The organism is Streptomyces sp. NPDC046859 (assembly GCF_040645135.1).
GTDB lineage: Bacteria > Actinomycetota > Actinomycetes > Streptomycetales > Streptomycetaceae > Streptomyces.
Map to the genome: position 1 here is coordinate 69,078 of NZ_JBEYXR010000027.1, position 21,799 is coordinate 90,876.

Annotated in this window: 15 protein-coding genes, 1 rRNA gene and 1 pseudogene; 7 read left to right on the plus strand and 10 right to left on the minus strand. The window is 71.9% G+C overall.

Going from position 1 to position 21,799, the window contains the following annotated elements; all coding sequences use genetic code 11:
• Nucleotides 1–503: 503 nt before the first annotated feature.
• Nucleotides 504–3,353 (minus strand): preprotein translocase subunit SecA, encoded by a 2,850-nt coding sequence (secA, locus tag ABZ899_RS30110; RefSeq protein WP_361352035.1) that lies wholly within the window; start codon nt 3,351–3,353, stop codon nt 504–506.
• A gap of 294 nt (nt 3,354–3,647) precedes the next feature.
• On the opposite strand from secA, the gene ABZ899_RS30115 reads away from it, so the two are divergent.
• Nucleotides 3,648–4,229: a GNAT family N-acetyltransferase gene (locus ABZ899_RS30115; protein WP_361352038.1), complete on the plus strand. Its 582-nt coding sequence runs from the start codon at nt 3,648–3,650 to the stop codon at nt 4,227–4,229.
• 75 nt (nt 4,230–4,304) lie between these two features.
• On the plus strand, nt 4,305–5,477 hold the full coding sequence (locus ABZ899_RS30120; protein ID WP_361352041.1) for a crosslink repair DNA glycosylase YcaQ family protein: 1,173 nt from the start codon (nt 4,305–4,307) through the stop codon (nt 5,475–5,477).
• A 25-nt stretch (nt 5,478–5,502) separates the two neighbouring features.
• Here ABZ899_RS30120 and ABZ899_RS30125 read toward each other — a convergent pair whose 3' ends face one another.
• From ABZ899_RS30125 to mtnA, 8 genes and pseudogenes are all read right to left on the minus strand, one after another.
• Nucleotides 5,503–6,249: a response regulator transcription factor gene (locus tag ABZ899_RS30125; RefSeq protein WP_361352044.1), complete on the minus strand. Its 747-nt coding sequence runs from the start codon at nt 6,247–6,249 to the stop codon at nt 5,503–5,505.
• A gap of 199 nt (nt 6,250–6,448) precedes the next feature.
• Nucleotides 6,449–7,198 carry a ribosome-associated translation inhibitor RaiA gene (raiA, locus tag ABZ899_RS30130; RefSeq protein ID WP_361352047.1) on the minus strand — a complete coding sequence of 250 codons (750 nt, stop codon included), beginning with the start codon at nt 7,196–7,198 and terminating at the stop codon, nt 6,449–6,451.
• A gap of 259 nt (nt 7,199–7,457) precedes the next feature.
• A pseudogene (locus ABZ899_RS30135) lies at nt 7,458–8,443 on the minus strand (ComF family protein).
• Between the two features lie 302 nt (nt 8,444–8,745).
• On the minus strand, nt 8,746–10,485 hold the full coding sequence (locus ABZ899_RS30140; RefSeq protein ID WP_361352081.1) for an LpqB family beta-propeller domain-containing protein: 1,740 nt from the start codon (nt 10,483–10,485) through the stop codon (nt 8,746–8,748).
• 88 nt (nt 10,486–10,573) lie between these two features.
• A complete protein-coding gene (gene mtrB, locus ABZ899_RS30145) occupies nt 10,574–12,652 on the minus strand; it encodes an MtrAB system histidine kinase MtrB (protein WP_361352050.1) in 2,079 nt (692 codons plus the stop codon).
• Nucleotide 12,653: 1 nt separating this feature from the next.
• The gene (gene mtrA / locus ABZ899_RS30150) at nt 12,654–13,343 is read right to left on the minus strand and encodes a two-component system response regulator MtrA (RefSeq protein WP_361352053.1); all 690 of its coding nucleotides are present in this window, start codon (nt 13,341–13,343) and stop codon (nt 12,654–12,656) included.
• A gap of 177 nt (nt 13,344–13,520) precedes the next feature.
• Nucleotides 13,521–14,432 carry a hypothetical protein gene (locus tag ABZ899_RS30155; RefSeq protein ID WP_361352055.1) on the minus strand — a complete coding sequence of 304 codons (912 nt, stop codon included), beginning with the start codon at nt 14,430–14,432 and terminating at the stop codon, nt 13,521–13,523.
• Nucleotides 14,433–14,699: 267 nt separating this feature from the next.
• Nucleotides 14,700–15,851 (minus strand): S-methyl-5-thioribose-1-phosphate isomerase, encoded by a 1,152-nt coding sequence (gene mtnA, locus ABZ899_RS30160; protein ID WP_361352058.1) that lies wholly within the window; start codon nt 15,849–15,851, stop codon nt 14,700–14,702.
• Nucleotides 15,852–15,991: 140 nt separating this feature from the next.
• Between mtnA and ABZ899_RS30165 the strand changes: the two genes are divergently transcribed.
• From ABZ899_RS30165 to ABZ899_RS30185, 5 genes are read left to right on the plus strand one after another with little or no spacing between them, the layout of a single operon-like run.
• Complete coding sequence (locus tag ABZ899_RS30165) at nt 15,992–17,326, plus strand: glycerophosphoryl diester phosphodiesterase membrane domain-containing protein (RefSeq protein WP_361352061.1); 1,335 nt, start codon at nt 15,992–15,994, stop codon at nt 17,324–17,326.
• A 4-nt stretch (nt 17,327–17,330) separates the two neighbouring features.
• Nucleotides 17,331–18,107, plus strand: a complete 777-nt coding sequence (locus tag ABZ899_RS30170; RefSeq protein WP_361352064.1) for a DUF4129 domain-containing protein — start codon at nt 17,331–17,333, stop codon at nt 18,105–18,107.
• A complete protein-coding gene (locus ABZ899_RS30175; protein ID WP_361352067.1) occupies nt 18,104–19,303 on the plus strand; it encodes a DUF4350 domain-containing protein in 1,200 nt (399 codons plus the stop codon). The genes ABZ899_RS30170 and ABZ899_RS30175 overlap by 4 nt, the downstream gene beginning before the upstream one ends.
• Nucleotides 19,303–20,292, plus strand: a complete 990-nt coding sequence (locus ABZ899_RS30180; protein ID WP_361352070.1) for a MoxR family ATPase — start codon at nt 19,303–19,305, stop codon at nt 20,290–20,292. The genes ABZ899_RS30175 and ABZ899_RS30180 overlap by 1 nt, the downstream gene beginning before the upstream one ends.
• Nucleotides 20,292–21,602, plus strand: coding sequence for a DUF58 domain-containing protein (locus ABZ899_RS30185; protein WP_361352073.1), 1,311 nt, complete (start codon nt 20,292–20,294; stop codon nt 21,600–21,602). The genes ABZ899_RS30180 and ABZ899_RS30185 overlap by 1 nt, the downstream gene beginning before the upstream one ends.
• A gap of 108 nt (nt 21,603–21,710) precedes the next feature.
• Here ABZ899_RS30185 and rrf read toward each other — a convergent pair.
• Nucleotides 21,711–21,799: ribosomal RNA gene (gene rrf, locus ABZ899_RS30190) — 5S ribosomal RNA — on the minus strand; the annotation flags it as partial.

The window sequence follows — 21,799 nt, forward strand, 5'->3', positions numbered from 1 at the left end:
CGCACGGAGGACGACTGAACGGCAGGGGCACGGCGGCAGCGGGCCCGTCCGGGGCCCCAGCCTCGGCCCCGTGACGTTCCGACCGAAGCGAGGCGGCCACTGCACCGGCGCTGCACAGCGGTGGAACTGGGTCGCCCGCCCGGGCCTCGCACGGAAGACGACTGAACGGCAGGGGCGCGGCGGCAGCGGGCCCGTCCGGGGCCCCGGCCCGGCGCGGCGGCAGCGCAGCCAGACGTTCCGGGTCGGAGCGGCCGGCGACCTGTGCCGGCGCTGCACAGTCGTGGATCCGGACGGCCGACGTGCACCTGTGCGACCGGCAGGGGCTGCCTGGGCGGCCGGGCGCCGCGAGCCCGTTGAGCGGCGCCCGGCATCACACCGGCGCCCCGTAGCCCACCGTCGGGGCCGCCTCGGCCACCCCGGCCACCCACGGCGAAGGGCCGGGCCCCCGAAGGAGGCCCGGCCCTTGCGGCCTGTGGCCGTCGACGCGCTCGCGCGCGTCCCGGCTACTTCTTGCGGCGGCGTCCGCCGCGCGCCTGCTTGCGGCGCTCCGCGCGCGTCAGGCCGTCGGCCTCGGACCGCACCGGCTCGTCGCCGTTGTCGAAGTCGCCCTCGACGATGTCGCCCTCGCCGTCCACCTTGGGCGCGGTGTAGTGCAGCCGGTCCGGGCGGCGCGGCGCCTCCAGGCCCTTGGCGCGGATCTCGGGGCGCGCACCCGCCTGCGCGGGCACCGCGTCCTGCTTCTCCAGGTCGGCCACCGGCTTGGTGTCCTCGACCGGGACCTCCTCGACCTGCTGCTCGACCTGGACCTCCAGGTTGAACAGGTAGCCGACGGACTCCTCCTTGATGCCCTCCATCATGGCGGTGAACATGTCGAAGCCCTCGCGCTGGTACTCGACCAGCGGGTCCTTCTGCGCCATCGCGCGCAGGCCGATGCCCTCCTGGAGGTAGTCCATCTCGTAGAGGTGCTCGCGCCACTTGCGGTCCAGGACCGACAGCACGACCCGGCGCTCCAGCTCCCGCATGATCTCGGAGCCGAGCTGCGCCTCACGGGCCGCATACTGCTCGCGGATGTCGTCCTTGATGGACTCGGCGATGAAGTCCGCGGTGAGTCCGGCGCGGTCGCCGGCCGCCTCCTCCAGTTCCTCGACGGTGACCTTCACCGGGTAGAGCTGCTTGAAGGCGCCCCACAGCCGGTCCAGGTCCCACTCCTCGGCGAAGCCCTCGGCGGTCTCCGCGGCGACGTAGGCGTCGATCGTGTCGTCCATGAAGTGCTGCACCTGCTCGTGCAGGTCCTCGCCCTCCAGGACGCGGCGGCGCTCGCCGTAGATGACCTCGCGCTGCCGGTTGAGGACCTCGTCGTACTTCAGGACGTTCTTACGGGTTTCGAAGTTCTGCGTCTCGACCTGCGACTGCGCGGAGGCGATCGCGCGCGTGACCATCTTGTTCTCGATCGGCACGTCGTCCGGGACGTTCGCCATGGACATCACGCGCTCGACCATCTGGGCCTTGAACAGGCGCATGAGGTCGTCACCGAGGGAGAGGTAGAAGCGGGACTCGCCCGGGTCGCCCTGACGGCCGGAACGACCACGCAGCTGGTTGTCGATCCGGCGCGACTCGTGCCGCTCGGTGCCGAGGACGTACAGACCGCCGAGCTTCTCGACCTCTTCCTTCTCGGCCTTCACCGCCTGCGCGGCCCGCTCCAGGGCGGCCGGCAGGTAGTGGGCCCACTCCTCGATGTGCTCCTCGGGGTCGAGGCCCTGCTGGCGCAGCTCGGCCTCGGCGAGGTCCTCGGGGTTGCCGCCGAGCTTGATGTCGGTACCGCGGCCGGCCATGTTGGTGGCCACCGTGACCGCGCCCTTACGCCCGGCCTGGGCGACGATGATCGCCTCACGGTCGTGCTGCTTGGCGTTGAGCACCTCGTGCTGCACACCGCGCTTGCTGAGCTGCTGGGACAGGTACTCGGACTTCTCGACCGACGTCGTGCCGACGAGGATCGGCTGACCCTTCTCGTGCTTCTCGACGATGTCGTCGACGACCGCCTCGAACTTCGCGATCTCGGTGCGGTAGATCAGGTCGGACTGGTCCTTGCGGACCATCGGCCGGTTGGTCGGGATGGGCACCACACCGAGCTTGTAGATCTGGTGGAACTCGGCGGCCTCGGTCATCGCCGTACCGGTCATGCCGGACAGGCCCGGCATCTCCTTGCCGCTGTGGTCGTGCCGCTTGTAGAGGCGGAAGAAGTTCTGGAGGGTGATCGTGGCGAGCGTCTGGTTCTCGTCCTTGATCGGCACGCCCTCCTTGGCCTCGATGGCCTGGTGCATGCCCTCGTTGTAGCGGCGGCCGGCGAGGATACGTCCGGTGTGCTCGTCGACGATCATGACCTCGTCGTCGATGATGACGTAGTCCTTGTCCTTCTTGAAGAGCTCCTTCGCCTTGATGGCGTTGTTCAGGTAGCCCACCAGAGGGGTGTTCACGGACTCGTAGAGGTTGTCGATGCCCAGCCAGTCCTCGACCTTGGCGACGCCGGACTCGTGGATGGCGACGGTGCGCTTCTTCTCGTCGACGTCGTAGTCGCCGGTCTCCTCGATGCCCTTGAGCGGCTGGCCGGCCTCGCCGCGCTTGAGGCGCGTGACCAGCTTGGCGAAGTCGCCGTACCACTTGGTGGCCTGGTCGGCCGGGCCGGAGATGATCAGCGGCGTACGGGCCTCGTCGATGAGGATGGAGTCGACCTCGTCCACGATGGCGAAGTTGTGGCCGCGCTGCACCAGCTCGTCCTTCGACCACGCCATGTTGTCGCGGAGGTAGTCGAAGCCGAACTCGTTGTTCGTGCCGTACGTGATGTCGCAGGCGTACTGCTCGCGGCGCTGGGCCGGCGTCATGTTGGCGAGGATGCAGCCGACGCTCAGGCCCAGGAACTTGTGGACGCGGCCCATCATCTCGGAGTCGCGCTCGGCCAGGTAGTCGTTGACCGTGATGAGGTGGACGCCCTTGCCGGACAGCGCGTTCAGGTACGCGGGGAGCGTGCCGACGAGCGTCTTGCCCTCACCGGTCTTCATCTCGGCCACATAGCCGAGGTGGAGCGCCGCGCCACCCATCATCTGCACGTCGTAGTGACGCTGGCCCAGGACGCGCTTGGCCGCCTCGCGCACGGTGGCGAAGGCCTCGGGCAGCAGGTCGTCCAGGGTCTCGCCGTCGGCGTAGCGCTGCTTGTACTCATCGGTGAGGGCCCGCAGCTCGGCGTCGGAGAGGTCGACGAAGTCCTCTTCGATGGAGTTGACCTGGTCCGCGATGCGGTGCAGCTTGCGCAGGATCTTGCCTTCGCCTGCACGCATGATCTTCGAGAGGACGGACACGGGGGTTGGTCTCCTTGCCGGTCGGGCCTGGGACGGTCGGTTTTCCTTCTGACTTGACTGAGCAACGGCCATCGTATGCGAGGACCCCGCCGCGCCGGGAGCCTGCCGGTGGCGCCGGGCCTCCGCTGCTTCAAATCTCCGTCAAAGGGACAACGGCCGGGGGTGGCGGATGGTGCCGCGTTCGCCGGCGAATTGTGCCGAACGCGGTCGCGCGCTCACTCCCCGCGGCCGTGTCCCGCTCGTGCGCCGCGTATCGGATGGCGCGTCGCGGGGCCCTTTGAGGAGAATCGCCCGATGGAACCCGTCACGCTCACCACCGGCCGCCTCCTGATGCGCACCGTCGGCCCGGGCGACACCGATGCCGTGTACGAGGCCGCCCAGGACCCCGACATCCAGCGCTGGACCACCATCCCCTCCCCTTATCTGCGCGAGCACGCCCACAGCTTCACGCACGAGCTGGTCCCGGACGGCTGGCGGAACGGCTCGATGTTCACCTGGGGGCTGTTCCTCCCCCGCGAGGGGGACCTGGTGGGCATGATCGGCCTCACGATGCGGTCCATGAGTTCAGCCGAGATCGGCTACTGGGGCACCAAGGAGCACCGCGGCCACGGCTATGTCACCGAGGCCGTGCTCGCCGTGTCCCGCTGGGCCTTCTCCGACCTGCTCGTGGACCGCGTCGAGTGGCGCGCCGAGGCGGGCAACGGGCCCTCGCGCGCGGTGGCCGAGCGCGCCGGTTTCACCGTCGAGGGCACCCTGCGCTCGGCCCTGATCCACCAGGGCGTGCGCCGCGACTGCTGGGTGGGCTCCCTGCTCCCGTCCGACCTGGGCCTGCCGTCCACGGCCCCCTATCTGCCCGCGCGGCGGCCGCCGTCGTAGCCCCCCGCCGGGCCGGTCATGGACGAAGTCCCAGCTCACGTCCGAGTGTCAGTGCCACGGCCTAAGGTGCGCACCATGACGACCCCGCGCCCCACCCTCCACCTCTCGGCCGACGAGGCCCGTCGCATCGTCCTGCGCGCGCAGGGGTTCCTCGGCGCGCCCGACCGCCGGGGCGGCGTCCGCGGCGTCCTGCGGCACCTCGGCGCGGTCCAGCTCGACACCATCTCCGTGCTGGCCCGCAGTCACGAGATCGTCCCGTACGCCCGCCTGGGCGCGGTCGGCCGCAAGGCGGTCGAGGCGGCCTACTGGACCGACACCCACGCCTTTGAATACTGGTCACACGCCGCGTGCATCCTGCCCGTGGAGGAGTGGCCGCACTTCGCCTTCCGCCGCCGCGCCTACCGCGCCCGCCCGCACTGGAACCACGAGCTCCCCGAGGGCGCCTACGACCAGGTGATCAAGCAGCTGCGCGCGGAGGGCCCGCTGACCGCGACCGAGCTGGGCGGCGCCAAGCGCACCAGCGAGTGGTGGGACTGGTCGGGTGCGAAGGTCGCCGTCGAGCGCGCCCTGATGTACGGCGAGGTGGTGTGCGTCGAGCGCCGCGGCTGGAAGCGCCTGTACGACCTCGCCGAGCGCGCCATCCCCGCGTCCCTGCTGCACGACGACCTGGACGACACCGAGTGCCTGCGCCGCCTCGTCGGTCTGGCCGGTCAGGCGCTCGGAGTGGGCACGCGCGCGGACATCGCCGACTACCACCGTCTCAAGGGCGAGCAGGTCGACGCCGTGATCGCCGACTCGGGGCTGGTGCCGGTCACGGTGCAGGGCTGGGCCAAGCCGGCCTGGGCCGATCCGGCGGCTCTCGGCACTCCGCCGCGCGGCCGCCACCGTACGACGCTGCTGTCGCCGTTCGACTCGCTGATCTGGGAGCGTGCGCGCACCGAGCGGATCTTCGGCTTCACCCACCGCCTGGAGGCGTACGTCCCCCGGCAGAAGCGCGTCCACGGGTACTTCGCCATGCCGGTCCTGGCCGGCGGCCGTCTGGTCGGCCGGGTCGATCCGGCCCGGGAGGGCCGCACCCTGGTGGCGAAGCAGGTCTCGCTGGCCGGCCCGAAGGCGGTACCGGCGGTGGCGCAGGCGCTGGCCGAGGCGGCGAGCTGGGTCGACTGCACGGACGCGCGGGTGGAGCGGGTCGACATCCCGGAGCTGCGCGAACCGCTCGGCCGGGAGCTCGCACGCCTGATGGCGTGACCCGGGAGGGCCCCGCCCGCCCGGGTCAGCGGATCTCGAGGATCTTCTCGCGCATCGCGTACACCACGGCCTCCATCCGGGAGTGCAGCTGCAGCTTCTCCAGGATGTTGCGCACGTGGTTCTTCACGGTGTTCTCCGAGATGAACAACTCCTTGGCGATGTCCCGGTTGTTCATCCCGGTGGCGACGAGCTTGAGGACCTCCAGCTCCCGGTCGGTCAGTCGCGGCGCGGGCACGAGCCGGCGCTCGTCCGTCCGCTGGATCATCGACTTGAACTCGGTGAGCAGCTTCGACGCCATGGACGGGCTGATCTGGGACTGCCCGTCGGCCACCGCGCGAATGGCGGTGGCGACCTCGTCCGTGGAGATCTCCTTGAGGAGGTAGCCGGTCGCACCCGCCTTGATGGCGTCGTAGAGGTCGGCCTCCTCGTCGCTGATCGTGAGCATGATGATCTTCGCGCTGGGGGCCACCTCCTTGATGGAGGTGCAGGCCTCGATGCCGCCCCGCCGGGGCATGCGAACGTCCATCAGCACGATGTCGGGCAGCAGGTCGGCGGCCTTGTCGACGGCCTCGGCGCCGTCACCCGCCTCCCCCACCACCTGGATGTCCTCCTCGGCGGCGAGCACGATCTCCAGTCCACGGCGGAACAGGGCGTGGTCGTCCACGACGAGGACTCTGATCGGCTCCTTGCGCGGAGAGCCCGTGTCCGGGCCCATGCCGACGACATCACCGTCGGCATCCTCGTCCCGCAGCGGTCCGAAGCTGTCCGTCATGGTTCCTCCCCCTGAGGCTGTGGCTGGTCGCATGCCATCGCCAACCCAAGGCAGTGGCCCATCGGTTGGGCCGTCCGGTCATGATTCCATGCCTGGCCGACAGTGCGGTGACGTGCGGGGCGCGAAGTGGTCGCACACCGGTGCCCCTGGGGGCGCACACGCGCTCCAGGGGCACCGGCTCAGCCGTCGGCCGGGTGGGTCAGCCGCCCAGCGTGCCACCGGCCGCTGGTGCTTGCACCTCGGTGACCATCGGGTCCGTGCTCAGATGGATGACGCCGTAGTCGTAGGCGTGGCGTCGGTAGACGACGCTCGGTTCCTTCGTCTCGGAGTCGACGAAGAGATAGAAGTCATGCCCGACCAGCTCCATCTCGTAGAGGGCTTGGTCGAGAGTCATCGCGGAGGCTACGTGCGTCTTCTCGCGCACGACGAGCGGGCCTTCGCCCTTCACCTCCAGCGAGCCGATCTTCGTGGTGGGAATCGCGTCCGGCTCTTCGGTCTCGAAGGTCTGCCCGTTGCCGTTCAGCGTCGCGGCACCGGGGACGTGGTCGGGCACCTCGGCCGCTGTGAGCCGGCGTGCGCCCCGGCGTGAGAACCGCTTGTCGTGCTGCTTGCGCAGCCGGGCGTCCAGCTTCTCCGCCGCGAGGTCGAGCGCCGCGTACGGGTCGCTGGCCGCTGCCTCCGCCCGGATCACCGGACCGCGGGAACGCAGGGTGATCTCCACCCGGTCGCAGCGGTCGGCCTGTCGCGGGTTGGGCTCCTTGGACACCTCGACGTCGAGGCTGATCACCTTGGCATCGAGCCTCTGGATCTTCTCCAGCTTCAGCTTGTCGGCCACGTGCTTGCGGAACCGCTCGGGCACCTCGGTCTTGCGGCCCTTGACGACGATGTCCACGCAGAACTCCGTTCCCGGATCGCTCCGCTCCGACGGCGGAGCATCTCCCTTTTGCACCAGGCTCCGGTAGGCCCCGGAACCTCGGACTCGGCGACTTCCACCTCCTCCTCCCCCATGGGCAAGATCTCCACCCCATGGCCGAGGGTGATGGTTCGAAAACCCACAGCACGGCATTCGGCTACAGCGGGGATGGCCTGGGCCTTTCCCTCACAACCGAACATATCTCGCCCGGAGGGATGTCGTCACCCTCTACTACCGTGTACCTCCGTTCAGGTGAATTGATCCTCTCGTCACCTGCAACGATGCAACTTCCCCGTCAGTTCCGATTTATTTCGAAGGAATCAGGGGCGGCGGCGACCACGGCCGCGCGGATCGCAGAACCGGCCCGTCCGCGGCCGTCGATTCCCGGCATGACACGTGTTCGCCGCACCGCACCCTCCGTCGATCCAGCACCCTCTTCCCCTCTGCCTTCCCGACTTCCCGCGTGATACACAGCCGTCGACGCGTCACCACACTCCCCGTCCCTCTCGTTCCCTCCTCCATACGCGCGCGAGCCCTCCTCCGTTCGGCCGGAGCGGCCGCCGACCGCGCGGATGTCCAGGTCGCCGCCGGCCGGCCCGGCCACCACCGCCTCCCGGAGGGCACGCGCCGCCTCCGCCAGGGACGCCCCTGTCGTCATCAGGTCGTCCACGAGCACCACGGTCCCGCCCCGGCGAGCAGCCGCCCGCCGCCGGGGACGACGGAGAGCGCACCCGCGAGATTGACCAGCCGCTGCCGGGAACTGAGCCCCGTCTGGTCGGCGACCCCGCGCGCCTGCCGCAGGACGGCGGCCACCCGCACCGGCGTCCCCGTCCGCCGCAGCGCACCCGCCGCGGCGAGCGCGATCCGCCGGGCGGGATCGTGTCCACGGGCCCGCACCGCCGCCCGCGCGGACGGGACGGGCACGAGCAGCACGGAGTCGTCCCCACCGGCGGAGACGGACGCCCCGGGGGCGTCGGCGTCATGGCTCTCGCGAAGCCCCGCCCGCACGGCCCGCGCCAGCGCCGCTCCGAGCGGTGCCGCCAGGGCCAGCGCGCCGCGTTCCTTGTGGGCCAGCAGCACGGCCCGCACCTCGTCCGTGTACCGGGCCGCCGCGTGCACCACGGGCAGCCCGCGCGGCTCCGGCACCGGTCGCACCCGGCTCGGTACGGTCCCGGTCAGGACGGCACGGCACTCCGGGCAGAGCACCGTACGAGGCTTCCCACAGCCCCCGCACTCGGCCGGCAGCACCAGATCGGTGAGGTCCCGCCACCACCCCCGCATGGCCTCCACTGTGCCGACGGAGGCACGGACCCGCCACCCCTGTGGATAACCGCCTGTGGAAAAGCGACGGCTACTTCCGGAACCGGTTTCCCGTCCACCGGGGCTGAATTTCGTTCACCCCCACACCGAATCCGAAAAACAACGGCCCGGAGCGCGCCGGAGGAAACAACCGGGGCCCACCCGCGAAAACCGGACGCGGCCGTGCGCAATCCGTCCGGGCGAAAGCCGCCGACCCGAACACAAAACCCGGGGCCGGCCCGACGCTTCGGCCCCCGCCCGAAAACCGAACGGCCGCGCCCGGCTCAGCCCGGATAGACCGGCGCCGTCCCGTCCGTGACGATCTTCTGCCACTGCGCCCCGGACGGCAGCCGTACGATTCCGTCCTCCGAGTACCCGACCAGCGGCAGCCGCGCGTCCTCGGACGCGGTGATCTCCTTGACGCCGCTGAGGGCCGCGGGAGAGGGCCCTTCCGGGGTGGAGCCGTCCACCTGCACGTACCGCATCGTCTGCACGCCGTCCTTCTCGCGGCCGACCACGACGAGCCGGCTGTCCCCGGCCCACGACATGGCCGTGACCTCCTCCAGCTCGGGCGTCGCGGAGCGCAGTTCGTGCACCGACACACCGGAGCCGTCGCCGCCCCCGCCGTCCTCGCCGCGCTCGATCCGCCCGACGAGCAGGGAGGACTTCCCGCCCGTCTTCACGATGAGGGCGACGCGTACACCGTCGGCGGCCACACGTACCGACTCGACACGGCCCTCCAGGCCCGGCGGGGTCCTCACCTCGACCGGGTCGTCCACGCCCTTCTTCAGCAGGAGAAGGCGCGGTTCGCGGGGGTCGCGGTCGGCCACCCACAGGTCGCCCTGCGCGTCCCAGCTGGGCGCCGACAGCCGCTTCCCGGCGGACGGACCCGCGCTGGTCAGCTCGGGCTCCCCGAGCGGGCCGTCCGACACCAGGGCCCCGACGTACAGGTTCCTGCCGTCGAGTCCGACCCCGGCGGCCATGTCCTCGTCGCGCGAGACGGCCGCCGAGCCCAGCTCGACGTCCTCCCCGAGGGCGCCCGGCACCGGGATGGGCTCGGTGTCGTCGGTCGCCGCCGCCAGCCGTACCAGCCGGTGCTTGTCATTGAGGAAGTACAGATAGTCGGCGCGCTTCACCGAACCCCGCACGGCGATCTCCTCGGCGTCCCCCGCGGCGAGGTGGCACAGCTGCCGGCCACCCGCGCGCAGTTCGACCTCGTCCATCGTGGGCGTGAGGTTCTGGAGGGTGAACAGCAGCTGGGCGGCCATCTCCTGGCACTTGTCGACGCCGGCCCGCGCCGCCCTGCCGTTCAGCGGCACCGTCAGTTTGTTCTGGTCGTCCGGCGTCAGCGACTCCGAGGCGTCCTGCAGCGCCGTCCCGGTCGGGAAGCTCGACCGGACCACCGGGTCGAGCCAGCGCGTGGGCCCCCGGAGCAGGGAGCGCACCGCCTCGGTCACCGGGTCGACGTTCCGGCGCACGTAGACGGGGTCGGCGACGGCCGCCGTGTGCGGGGACGTCCCGGCGCCGGCGCCCGTGGCGAAGTAGTAGCGGTCGACCGACAGGTAGTTGCGCTGGAAGTCCGACCGGCCCATGACGACCCCGCTCGGCGGCACGTCGATGCGCCACTGACGGGTCCTCTTGTCCCGGGTGAGGTGCATGGTCTCGCGGTAGTCGCCGTCGGCGGGCGCGTACGACTGCTCCGCGTCCACCGTGGCGACGCGGGTGCCGGTCAGCGTGTACGACAGGCTGTCCCTCTCCTCGCGGCTCACCCGGTCGGGCTGGGCGCCGGGGCCGTCGGCGAGCACGGTCGTGGACCGCAGCGGGTGCCACTTGGCCGACGCCTGCGGGGTGAGGTACTTGCGGGCTATCTCGTAGTCCGGGTCGTCGCTGGTCAGCGCCTCCAGGAAGCCTGTGACGATCTCGGAGTACGACGCGTCCTCGTGCGGCGGCACGGCGAACACCCGCACCTGCGCGTCCTGCCGCGGCGTGGACTCCACCCCGCGCAGATCACCGCTGTCGGGCATCGAGGCGCATCCGGCCAGCAGGACGGCGCCGCAGGCCGCGAAGGCCGCCGCGCGCCCCGGTCCCTGCCGCCGGGCAGCCTGCTTGCGGTCAGCGCCCACGAGATGTCTCCCCCTGCTTGTCCGACTCCGCGGCCTTCCCGGCCGCCTCGCCCGGCACGTCCTTCTCACCGGGCTGCTCACCGATGGTGTTCTCCAGCCGCCGTGTGCCCGACATGGGCCGGGGCACCACCCGGGCCCCGCTGCCGGGCAGGGCCGTCGGGTCGGCCTTGGGGGCCGCGCTCTGCCGCGGCGCGATCGGGTCGCGCACCGGCCGCAGCGGTCCCTGCTCGCCCTGGGTCTGGGCCGGTACCGTCGCGGACTTGCCCCCGGAGGGCAGACCGGCGTCGTCCAGACCGCGGTTGCGCCGCGAGTCCTTCGGCTCCAGGGGTATCGGTGAGCCCCGCAGCGGCTCGTCGGCCGTGCGCGGCAGTGTCAGCCGGAACTGCGAACCGCCGCCCGGCTCCCCCCACGCCTGGAGCCAGCCGCCGTGCAGCCGCGCGTCCTCCAGCGCGATGGACAGGCCCAGACCGGTACCGCCCGTGGTCCGCGCACGGGCCGGGTCGGCCCGCCAGAAACGGCTGAACACGCGGGTCGCCTCGCCGGGCTTGAGTCCGACGCCGTAGTCGCGCACCGCGACCGCGACCGCTCCGCCGGCCGCCGCCAGCTTGACCACGACGTCCTGGCCCTCGCCGTGCTCGACGGCGTTGACCACCAGGTTGCGCAGCACGCGCTCCACCCGGCGGGCGTCCGCCTCGGCGACGACGGGCTGCTGGTCACCGACCACCCGTATCAGGGTGCCCTTGCGCTCGGCGAGCGGCTCCGCGCCGCTGACGACGCGCCGCACGACCTCCCGCAGGTCGATCGGCTCGGCCTCCAGCGCGGCGGCACCGGCGTCGAAGCGGCTGATCTCCAGCAGGTCGGCGAGCAGCGACTCGAACCGGTCCAGCTGGTCCGCCAGCAGCTCCGCCGACCGCGCGGTGACCGGATCGAAGTCCTCACGCGCCTCGTGGATGACGTCGGCGGCCATCCGGACGGTCGTCAGCGGCGTGCGCAGCTCGTGCGACACGTCGGAGACGAACCGCCGCTGCATCCGCGACAGGTCCTCCAGCTGCTGGATCTTCATCTGGAGGTTCTGCGCCATCTTGTTGAAGGCCTCACCCAGGCGGGCGATGTCGTCCTCGCCGGTGACCTTCATCCGTTCCTGGAGCCGCCCGGCCGACAGCCGCTCGGCGATCCCCGCCGCCATGCGTACGGGGGTGACGACCTGGCGCACCACGAGCCAGGCGATGGCGCCGAGGAGGACGACGACGAAGAGTCCGGCGGTCGCCAGCGTCCCCTTGACCAGGCTGAGCGACTTCTCCTCCTGCGTGAGCGGGAAGAGGTAGTAGAGCTGGTACAGGTCCCCGTTGGGGTCGCTGACCTGCTTGCCGATCACCAGGCCCGGCTGGGACTCCTTGTGGGCGCTCGGCTGGTAGACGATCCGGGTGTAGCTCTGGAAGACGCCGGTGGCGCCGTCGATCCGCTCCCGCAGCGCCTCGGGCACGCTCGCGGTCGGGTCGACCCCGCCGGAGGCACGCCGGCCGCGCCCCCCGGTCTCACTGCCCGCGGAGGCGGGAAGCGTCACGACCTCGAAGGCGCCCTGCCCGCCGCTGGACAGCGACGAGACGGTGTCGCTCATCCACTGGATGACGTTCTGCCGGGACCGCTCGTCCGCCGCGGCCCCGTCGTCGGCGGAACCCGCCGCGGACTCGTCCGCCCGCTGCTTGGCCGCCGCGAACCCGCCGGTCGCCTGGCTCTGCGACGCCTTCACCTTCGCGTCGAGCAGGCCGTTGCGGACCTGCCCGATGACGACGAAGCCCAGCAGCAGGACGACGCCCAGCGACATCACCAGGGTCGAGACGACGACCCTGAGCTGGATGTTGCGCCGCCACAGCCGCATGACCGGCAGCAACGGCCGGCGCACCCAGCGCAGAAGCAGACGGAGGACCGGGCTGCCCTGAACCCCTCCTTGCAGCAGCCCGCCTTCCAGAAACCGCCCCCAGCGGGAACCCGCCGTGTTCCGGCCGACAGGCCGCTCCCGACGGGTCCCGGTCGGACCGGGGGCCGTAGCGGCACTGTCCTGGGACATGTCAGCTCGGCCCTGCCTTGTATCCGACACCGCGGACGGTCACGACGATCTCAGGGCGCTCGGGGTCCTTCTCGACCTTGGAACGCAGTCGCTGGACGTGGACGTTGACGAGCCGGGTGTCGGCCGCGTGCCGGTAGCCCCAGACCTGCTCGAGGAGCACCTCGCGCGTGAACACCTGCCACGGCTTGCGGGCCAGCGCGACCAGCAGGTCGAACTCCAGAGGCGTCAGCGCGATGGACTGCCCCTCCCGCTTCACGGAGTGCCCCGCCACGTCGATGACCAGGTCACCGATGGAGAGCTGCTCCGGTGCCGGCTCCTCCGACCTCCGCAGCCGCGCCCGGATGCGGGCCACGAGCTCCTTCGGCTTGAACGGCTTCACGATGTAGTCGTCGGCGCCGGACTCCAGGCCGACGACGACGTCGACCGTGTCGCTCTTCGCCGTCAGCATGACGATCGGCACGCCGGACTCCGCACGGATCAGGCGGCACACCTCGATGCCGTCCCGGCCGGGCAGCATCAGATCGAGCAGCACCAGATCGGGCTTGGTCTCGCGAAATGCGGCCAGCGCCTTGTCGCCGTCGGCTACGAAAGACGGCTCAAAACCTTCACCACGCAGCACAATGCCGAGCATCTCGGCCAGTGCGGTGTCGTCGTCGACGACAAGGACTCGTCCCTTCATAAACGACATCATCCCATTCTCATAACGGTGGCGAAGACTCAGGTGAGGTAGGTCACCGGCCAGTGACCTTAGTCGTACTGCACCGTCACTGTCTGCCCTCGTCCGCCGCTGTCGACGTCACCCGGGGATGTCAGCTCAGGTGGTCGAGAGAGCACTCACAGGTGTCACCGGCGGGGGCCGGCCCTCATGTCAGGGTGCCGGGAAAGGATCTTCCGACTCGGGCCCCTCCCAGAATTCGGGGCCGAGAGTGTCTTTCAGCAGGGCGTGCATGCTGTTCCGGAAGTGGGCGGTCACGAGCCATGGGCGGGTGAAGATGCGGATCCCCCCGACCTCGCCCGCATCGTTGAGCGTGAAGGCTTCGACCAGTTGCTGAACGTGACCGCCGTCCACGTACTCGTCGATCACCACCGCGAATCCCGACCGGCCCTCGATGTCGAGGACGGCACGTACCTTGAGGTCGCTGAAGCTTTGCGCCGCCGCTTCGAGGACGGGCCCGACGACAGCCTTCCCCGTCGGCTCTTCGCGCAGGATCGGGGAGTACAGGGTGACGTCCTGCGCCAGCGGCGGGACGGCCGGGTGGTCGACCCAGACCGGTGTCGGCCCCTCCGGGGTGTACGGTCCGGATCCGAGGCTCGGGTCCGCCAGCGCGGGGTTCGTCTTCGCGATCACGTCACGCAGAGCGGCCATGAATGGCCACGGCCGACCGTAGACGTCGACGGTGGCGATCAGGCCCGCCGGGTCGCGCCGGGCGAGCGCGACGATCTCGGTCTCTCGTCCACCGGGGCTCGCGCTGTACACGACCCCCTCCAGCTCGTCCCCCTTGAGCCGGACTGTTGCTTCAGGCGCGCCGAGCGCCTGCTGGTACGTACGGAGAGCTGCCGAAGCGGCGTCGCGACCGGCGATGCGGGGTGCCGTCAGCGGAGTCGCGAGAGAGACGTCCTCGGCAAGCGCTGTGGGCGCCTGTCCTGAAAGTGCGATGTTCAACTGATCCGGCATCGCGCGCTCCTCGTGGTCACGCTCGAGGCGAGCCCGGACTTCGGGGGGATACTCGGGCGCGAGGTCCGCCGGCACGGCGGCACCCCAGGTGACCAGAACCTTCATGCGCGGCTCCACCCAGGCGGTGTCGCGGAACCCTTGCCCTCAGCCAGGTCCGTCGCCGCTCATCCAGCATGCGCCGGGAGCATGGCGCAGCGCATGCTGAAGGATCCGGCCCCTCCTTTGCCTGGGCATCAGTGCCCTGGAGGGTTCGGGCACCGGCCCGACAGAAGGCGCGGCGCCCATGGCCGGCGGTCCATGGCCCCAGGAGCGAGAGCCGTTTCCGTTGGAGGGGGTTTGACCCCCTCCAACCACCCTGCCGTCATGACCGGATCATGTCGTTCGCGTTGTCGACCCCGCCCTCGCGCACAGCTCGGCCAGCGCCTCGGCCGTCACAGGGGACGCGGTGCCCTCCTCCGTCACGATCGCCGTGATCAGCTCGGGCGGTGTCACGTCGAACGCCGGGTTGTACGCCTGTGTCCCCAGTGGCGCCACCGGGATCCCACTGCCCGGACCACCGCCCACGCCGGGCGCCTGTGGCACGGCGAACTCCGTCACCTCGAAGCCAGGACGCTGCTCCACCTCGATGGACGCCCCGTCCGGCGTCGCCGGATCAACCGTCGTCAGCGGCGCCACCACGATGAACGGCACATGGTGGTAGCGCGCCAGCACCGCGAGCGGATAGCTACCGACCTTGTTAGCCACCGAACCGTCGGCCGCGATCCGGTCCGCCCCGATCAGCACCGCGTCCACCTCACCGGCCGCGAACAGCGAACCCGCCGCGTCGTCCGCGAGCAGCGTGTACGCCATGCCGGTGCGCGCCGCCTCGTACGCCGTCAGCCGCGCCCCCTGCAGCAGGGGCCGCGTCTCGTCCACCCACAGCCGCCTCAACCGCCCCGCCCGGTGTGCCGCGAGCGCCACCGCGAACGCGGTGCCCTCACCACCCGACACCAGCGCCCCGGTGTTGCAGTGCGTGAGGATGCGGTGCCCGCCGGCGGGCAGCAGCTCGTCCAGCAGGGCCAGTCCCCGCTCCGCCATCCTGCCGCTCGCCTCGGCGTCCTCCGCGTGCAGCGCACGCGCCGCCGCGAGCGCCGCCGACGCCGCCCGCCCGGTGTCCCCGCTCGCGGCGAGCTCGGCACGGTAGGCGTCCTGCGCCCTGCGCACCCCGAGCGCGAGGTTCACCGCGGTCGGACGGACAGCCGCCAGCTCGTCGGCCGCGGCGTCCACGTCGAACCCGCGCGCGGCGGCGAGCGCGACCCCGTACGCCCCGGCGATCCCGAGCAGCGGCGCCCCGCGCACGGCCAGCGACCGGATCGCCTCCACCAGCACGGAGGCGTCCGTGCACACCAGCTCGACCTCCTCCGCGGGCAGTTTCGTCTGGTCCAGCAGGACCAGAACCGGCCCCTCCGGTGGCTCGTCCCACCGGATCGCCGGTATCTCGGTCGGCCTGTCGTCCTCGCCGCGATGCGCGTACTGATCAGCCATGCCGTCAGTCTGCCCCGCATTTGGCAGACAATTGAAGGGAAGCAGGCCATACCTCGGCGGGTACCTCCCCGATGCCCCCATGGCACGATGGGCGCCGAACTGCCGCCGCGACCGCGGACGCGCACCGTGAAGGAGCGACGATGAAAGACACTCCGGGCTGGGCTTCGCCCGGATCCGCCCCGTCCGACGGGCAGGAGCCCAGTGCGTCCGGTCCTGCCGAGCCCGCGGACAGCGCCGACACCGCGCAGCAGCCACCGGCGGACGAGCAGGCCCCCGGTCCGAAGTGGTCCAAGGAGCAGCCGCCGGCGGGCCAGTGGTCCGCCCCCACGGGCACCCAGGCCCCCGGCCAGGCGCCGCCCCCGCCGCCCGGCCCGGGCTGGGGCACCAGGCCCCCGGCCGGCCCCGGCGCGCCCGGCGGCTGGGGAGGCGCCCCCCAGGGCTACGGACCTCCCGGCGGATACGGCGGCTGGGGCGGTGGCTGGGGCGGACCTCCGCCGGCCGCCAAGCCCGGCGTGATCCCCCTGCGCCCCCTGGGCGTCGGGGAGATCCTCGATGGCGCCGTCTCCACCATGCGCACCCACTGGCGCACGGTCCTCGGCATCTCCCTCACCGTCGCCGTCGTGACGGAGATCCTCGTCATCCTCGTCCAGCGCTTCCTCCTGGACGACCGCGTCAGCACCGACGCCCTCAACGACCCGAGCGCCACCCTCGACGAGCTCACCCGCGCCATGGGCGACTCCCTGCTCAACTCCAGCGTGATCCTCTTGATCTCGGCGATCGGCACCGTGATCGCCACCGCCCTGCTGACGACCGTCACCAGCCGCGCCGTGCTCGGCAAGCCGGTCAGCACCGGCGAGGCGTGGCGCGACGCCCGTCCGCAGGTGCCGCGCCTCTTCGGCCTGCTGTTCGTGCTGCTCCTCATGACCGTGGGCGTGGCCCTCGCGGGCGCCGTCCCAGGCATCGTCCTGGCCGCCTCGGGCTCCGGTGAAGCGGGGATCGCCCTGGGCGCCCTGGGCGCGATCGGCGCGTCCGTCGTCGCGCTGTGGCTGTGGTTCCGGTTCTCCCTCGCCTCCCCCGCGCTGATGCTGGAGAAGCAGGGCATCAGGAAGGCGCTGAGCCGCTCCGCGAAGCTGGTCAAGGGCTCCTGGTGGCGGGTGTTCGGCATCCAGCTTCTCGCCATGATCATCGCGAACGTCGTCGCGGCGATCGTCGTCATCCCGTTCACGTTCCTGGCCGGCGCGGTCAGCGGTGAGGGCGCCGCCAGTATTCTCGACGGGACCACCGACTTCAGCTGGACCTTCCTCATCGTCAGCGGTGTGGGCTCGGTGATCGGCTCCATGATCACCCTGCCCATCACGGCCGGTGTGACCGTGCTGCTCTACATCGACCAGCGCATCCGCCGCGAGGCACTCGACCTCGAACTGGCCCGCGCGGCCGGCGTCCAGGCCCCCGGCACCGGCACTCCGGGGAGCTGAATCGGTGAGTCCGTCGGGGGGAGTTCTCACAGCGGTACCGGGGCTGCCAGGAGCGGCCGCACGCGCCTTCCTGCGCGCCGGTGACGCCGCCGTACGCGCGTCGGCGGCGGCCTCGGACGACACGCCGCCGCTGACGACGCCGCGCGACCCCGCGCGGGAGGCGGCCCGGCGCGAGCTGTCCAAGAGCATGTACCACGAGGACGACCCCAGCTGGTTCCAGCGCGCGCTGGACGCCTTCTGGGCCTGGGTCGAGGACCTGTTCGACAGCGCCTCGGCCGTGACCCCCGGCGGCCCACTCGGCCTGGTCGTCGTCATCCTCGTCGTCCTCGCCGTAGTCGGCCTCCTGTGGTGGCGCCTGGGCACCCCGCGCCGCGAACCGATCTCGTCCGCCGCCCTGTTCGACGACCGCCCCCGCAGCGCCGCCGACCACCGCTCCGCCGCCGAGGCCCACGCCGCCCAGGGCCACTGGAACCGAGCCGTCCAGGAACGCATGCGCGCCATCGTCCGCGCCTTGGAGGAACGCGCGCTCCTCGACGTCCGCCCCGGCCGCACCGCGGACGAGGCCGCCGCCGACGCCGGCCGCTCCCTGCCCGCCCACACCGACCGGTTGCGGGCCGCCGCCCGCGCCTTCGACGACGTCACATACGGCGGACGGGCCGCGAACCGGCAGACGTACGAGAACCTCGCGGCCCTCGACCGCGACCTGGAGACCACCAAGCCGCAACTCGCCGCCCAGGCCCCCGGCACGGCCCCCCAGGACCGCCAGGGAGCCGCCGGATGACGACCGAGGCCACGCACCCGTCCACCTCGGCCTCGCCCACCGCCCGCCATGTGTGGACCCGCACGCGGGGCATCGCCCTCGCCGTCGTCCTCCTCCTGGCGGCGGCCGTCGCGATCGCCACGATCCGCTCCGACGCCCGGCACGGCACCCTCGACCCCCGCTCCGCCGACCGCCAGGGCAGCAGAGCCGTGGCCGAACTCCTCGCCGCCCGCGGGGTGGACACGACCGTCGTCACCACCCTGGACGCGGCCCGCGCCGCCGCCGACACCGACACCACCCTCCTCGTCGCCGCCCCCGACCTGCTCACCCACCGGCAGCAGAGGGCACTGCGCACGGCGACCGCCGGCGCCGGAGGCCGCACGATCCTCGTCGCGCCCGGCAGCCCGTCGGTCGAACGGCTCGCCCCCGGCGTCACCGCGGACCCGGCGAACAGCCTCGACTCGGCGCTCTCCCCCGACTGCGCCCTGCCCGCCGCACGCCGGGCCGGCACCGCCGAGCTCGGCGGCATCCGCTACACCACCACCCACCTCGCCGCCGACGAGTGCTACCCCAGCAACCGCCTCGCCACCCTTCTGCGCATCCCGGAGAGCGACGGCACCGGTGACACCGTCGTCATCGGCGCACCCGACATCCTCCTCAACGACCGCCTCGACGAGCAGGGCAACGCCTCGCTCGCCCTGCAACTCCTCGGCTCCCGCCCCCATCTGGTCTGGTACCTCCCCACGCTCTCCGACGCCTCGGCCGCCGGCACGGACGACCGGCGCAGCTTCTTCGACCTGCTCCCCTCGGGCTGGCTCTGGGGCACACTGCAGCTCTTCATCGCCGCGGCCGTGGCCGCCCTGTGGCGGGCACGCCGGCTCGGCCCTCTGGTCCCCGAGAAACTCCCCGTGGCGATCCGCGCCTCCGAGACCGTCGAAGGCCGGGCCCGCCTCTACCGGAAGGCGAACGCCCGCGACCGCGCGGCCACCGCTCTTCGCTCCACCACACGCATCCGCCTCGCCCCCCTCGTAGGTGTCCCCCTCACCCAGGCGCACGCGCCCGAGGCACTGCTCCCCGCGCTCTCCGCCCACCACCACGGCGGGGACGGACAGCCCCTGCACGCTCTCCTCTTCGGCCCGCCGCCCGGCGACGACGCGGCACTCGTCTCCCTCGCCGATCAACTCGACGCCCTCGAAAGAGAGGTACGCCGTCCATGATGGACCCGACCACTGACAACGCCGGGAAGACCGGGGACCAGGGCGCCGCCCGAGCCTCCCTGGAGGCCCTGCGCGCCGAGATCGCCAAAGCCGTGGTCGGCCAGGACCCCGCCGTGACCGGCCTCGTGGTCGCCCTCCTGTGCCGCGGACACGTCCTCCTCGAAGGCGTCCCCGGGGTCGCCAAGACCCTGCTCGTCCGCACCCTCGCGTCCGCCCTCGAACTCGACACCAAGCGGGTGCAGTTCACCCCGGACCTCATGCCGAGCGACGTCACGGGCTCCCTCGTCTACGACACCCGCACCGCCGAGTTCTCCTTCCAGCCCGGCCCGGTCTTCACCAACCTCCTGCTCGCCGACGAGATCAACCGCACCCCGCCCAAGACCCAGTCCTCCCTCCTGGAGGCCATGGAGGAGCGGCAGGTGACCGTCGACGGCACCCCCCGCCCCCTCCCGGAGCCGTTCCTCGTCGCCGCGACGCAGAACCCCGTCGAGTACGAGGGCACCTATCCCCTCCCCGAAGCCCAGCTCGACCGTTTCCTCCTCAAGCTGACGATCCCGCTGCCGTCCCGCCAGGAAGAGATCGACGTCCTCACCCGCCACGCCGAGGGCTTCGACCCGCGCGACCTGCACGCGGCCGGCGTACGCCCCGTAGCGGGCCCCGCCGACCTCGAAGCCGCCCGCGCGGCCGTCGCCAAGACCGCCATCTCCCCCGAGATCACGGCCTACGTCGTCGACATCTGCCGCGCCACCCGCGAATCGCCCTCCCTGGCCCTCGGCGTCTCCCCGCGCGGCGCCACCGCCCTCCTCGCGACCGCCCGCGCGTGGGCCTGGCTCACCGGCCGCGACTACGTCATCCCCGACGACGTCAAGGCCCTGGCCCTGCCGACCCTGCGTCACCGCGTCCAGCTCCGCCCCGAGGCCGAGATGGAGGGCGTGACCGCCGACTCCGTCATCAACGCGATCCTCGCCCACGTCCCCGTCCCGCGCTGATGGCCTTCACCGGACGCGCCGCACTCCTCGCGGCCCTAGGCTCCCTCCCTGTCGGCATCTGGGATCCAAGCTGGACGGGCATCCTCGCCGTCAACGCGCCCCTGGCAGCCGCCTGCGCCTGCGACTTCGCCCTCGCGGCCCCCGTACGGCGCCTGCGCCTGACCCGCTCGGGCGACACCTCCGTACGCCTGGGCGACACGGCCGACGTCACCCTGACGGTCACCAACCCGTCGAACCGCCCGCTGCGCGCCCACCTCCGCGACGCCTGGCCACCGAGCAGCTGGCAGCCCGGCACCGAGGTCACGTCCTCCCGCCACCAGGTGAAGATCCCGGCGGGGGAACGCCGGCGCCTGACCACCCGCCTCCGCCCCACCCGCCGAGGCGACCGCCAGGCCGACCGCGTCACGATCCGCTCCTACGGCCCCCTGGGCCTGTTCGCCCGCCAGGGCACCCACAAGGTCCCCTGGACCGTCCGGGTGCTGCCGCCCTTCACGAGCCGCAAGCACCTGCCCTCCAAGCTGGCCCGCCTCCGCGAACTCGACGGCCGCACCAGCCTGATCACCCGCGGCGAGGGCACCGAGTTCGACAGCCTGCGCGAGTACGTCCCCGGCGACGACACCCGCTCCATCGACTGGCGGGCCACCGCCCGGCACTCCGCGGTAGCGGTACGCACCTGGCGCCCCGAGCGCGACCGCCACATCCTTCTCGTCCTGGACACCGGCCGTACGTCGGCGGGCCGCGTCGGTGACGCCCCACGGCTCGACGCCTCCATGGACGCCGCCCTCCTACTGGCCGCCCTGGCCTCCCGGGCCGGGGACCGCGTCGACCTCCTCGCCTACGACCGCCGGGTCCGCGCCCTCGTGCAGGGCCGCACGGCCCGAGACGTCCTCCCCTCCCTGGTCGACGCGATGGCCGCGATGGAACCCGAACTGCTCGAGACCGACGCTCGCGGACTCACGTCCACAGCCCTGCGTACGGCTCCCCGCCACTCCCTGATCGTCCTGCTCACGGCACTCGACGCGGCCCCCATCGAGGAGGGCCTGCTCCCGGTCCTTCCTCAACTGACACGGCGCCACACGGTCCTTCTCGCCTCCGTGGCGGACCCGCACATCGCGGGCATGGCGAAAGCCCGCGGCCGCACGGACGCCGTCTACGAGGCCGCGTCGGCGGCCCAGGCCCAGACCGAACGCCACCGTACGGCGGAACAACTGCGCCGCCACGGCGTGACCGTCGTGGACGCGGCACCGGACGACCTGGCCCCGGCGCTGGCCGACGCCTACTTGGCCCTCAAGACAGCCGGCCGCCTGTAGCCGAAAAAAGAAGGGGCCCATTCTGTCACCAGAAAAGGGCCTGACCCACACGGAGCCGGAAATGCAGAAAGGGCCCACACCATAAGGTGTGAGCCCTTTCCCAAAATCGTTCGGCGGCGTCCTACTCTCCCACAGGGTCCCCCCTGCAGTACCATCGGCGCTGTAAGGCTTAGCTTCCGGGTTCGGAATGTAACCGG

What these genes read in the sequence shown, in the direction of transcription:
- ABZ899_RS30115 (WP_361352038.1), top strand. Translation starts at nt 3,648, where the DNA reads ATGGAACCCGTCACGCTCACCACCGGCCGCCTCCTGATGCGCACCGTC.
- ABZ899_RS30120 (WP_361352041.1), top strand. Translation starts at nt 4,305, where the DNA reads ATGACGACCCCGCGCCCCACCCTCCACCTCTCGGCCGACGAGGCCCGT.
- ABZ899_RS30125 (WP_361352044.1), bottom strand. Translation starts at nt 6,249, where the DNA reads ATGACGGACAGCTTCGGACCGCTGCGGGACGAGGATGCCGACGGTGAT.
- ABZ899_RS30140 (WP_361352081.1), bottom strand. Translation starts at nt 10,485, where the DNA reads ATGCCCGACAGCGGTGATCTGCGCGGGGTGGAGTCCACGCCGCGGCAG.
- mtrB (WP_361352050.1), bottom strand. Translation starts at nt 12,652, where the DNA reads ATGTCCCAGGACAGTGCCGCTACGGCCCCCGGTCCGACCGGGACCCGT.
- mtrA (WP_361352053.1), bottom strand. Translation starts at nt 13,343, where the DNA reads ATGATGTCGTTTATGAAGGGACGAGTCCTTGTCGTCGACGACGACACC.
- ABZ899_RS30155 (WP_361352055.1), bottom strand. Translation starts at nt 14,432, where the DNA reads ATGAAGGTTCTGGTCACCTGGGGTGCCGCCGTGCCGGCGGACCTCGCG.
- mtnA (WP_361352058.1), bottom strand. Translation starts at nt 15,851, where the DNA reads ATGGCTGATCAGTACGCGCATCGCGGCGAGGACGACAGGCCGACCGAG.
- ABZ899_RS30165 (WP_361352061.1), top strand. Translation starts at nt 15,992, where the DNA reads ATGAAAGACACTCCGGGCTGGGCTTCGCCCGGATCCGCCCCGTCCGAC.
- ABZ899_RS30175 (WP_361352067.1), top strand. Translation starts at nt 18,104, where the DNA reads ATGACGACCGAGGCCACGCACCCGTCCACCTCGGCCTCGCCCACCGCC.
- ABZ899_RS30180 (WP_361352070.1), top strand. Translation starts at nt 19,303, where the DNA reads ATGGACCCGACCACTGACAACGCCGGGAAGACCGGGGACCAGGGCGCC.
- ABZ899_RS30185 (WP_361352073.1), top strand. Translation starts at nt 20,292, where the DNA reads ATGGCCTTCACCGGACGCGCCGCACTCCTCGCGGCCCTAGGCTCCCTC.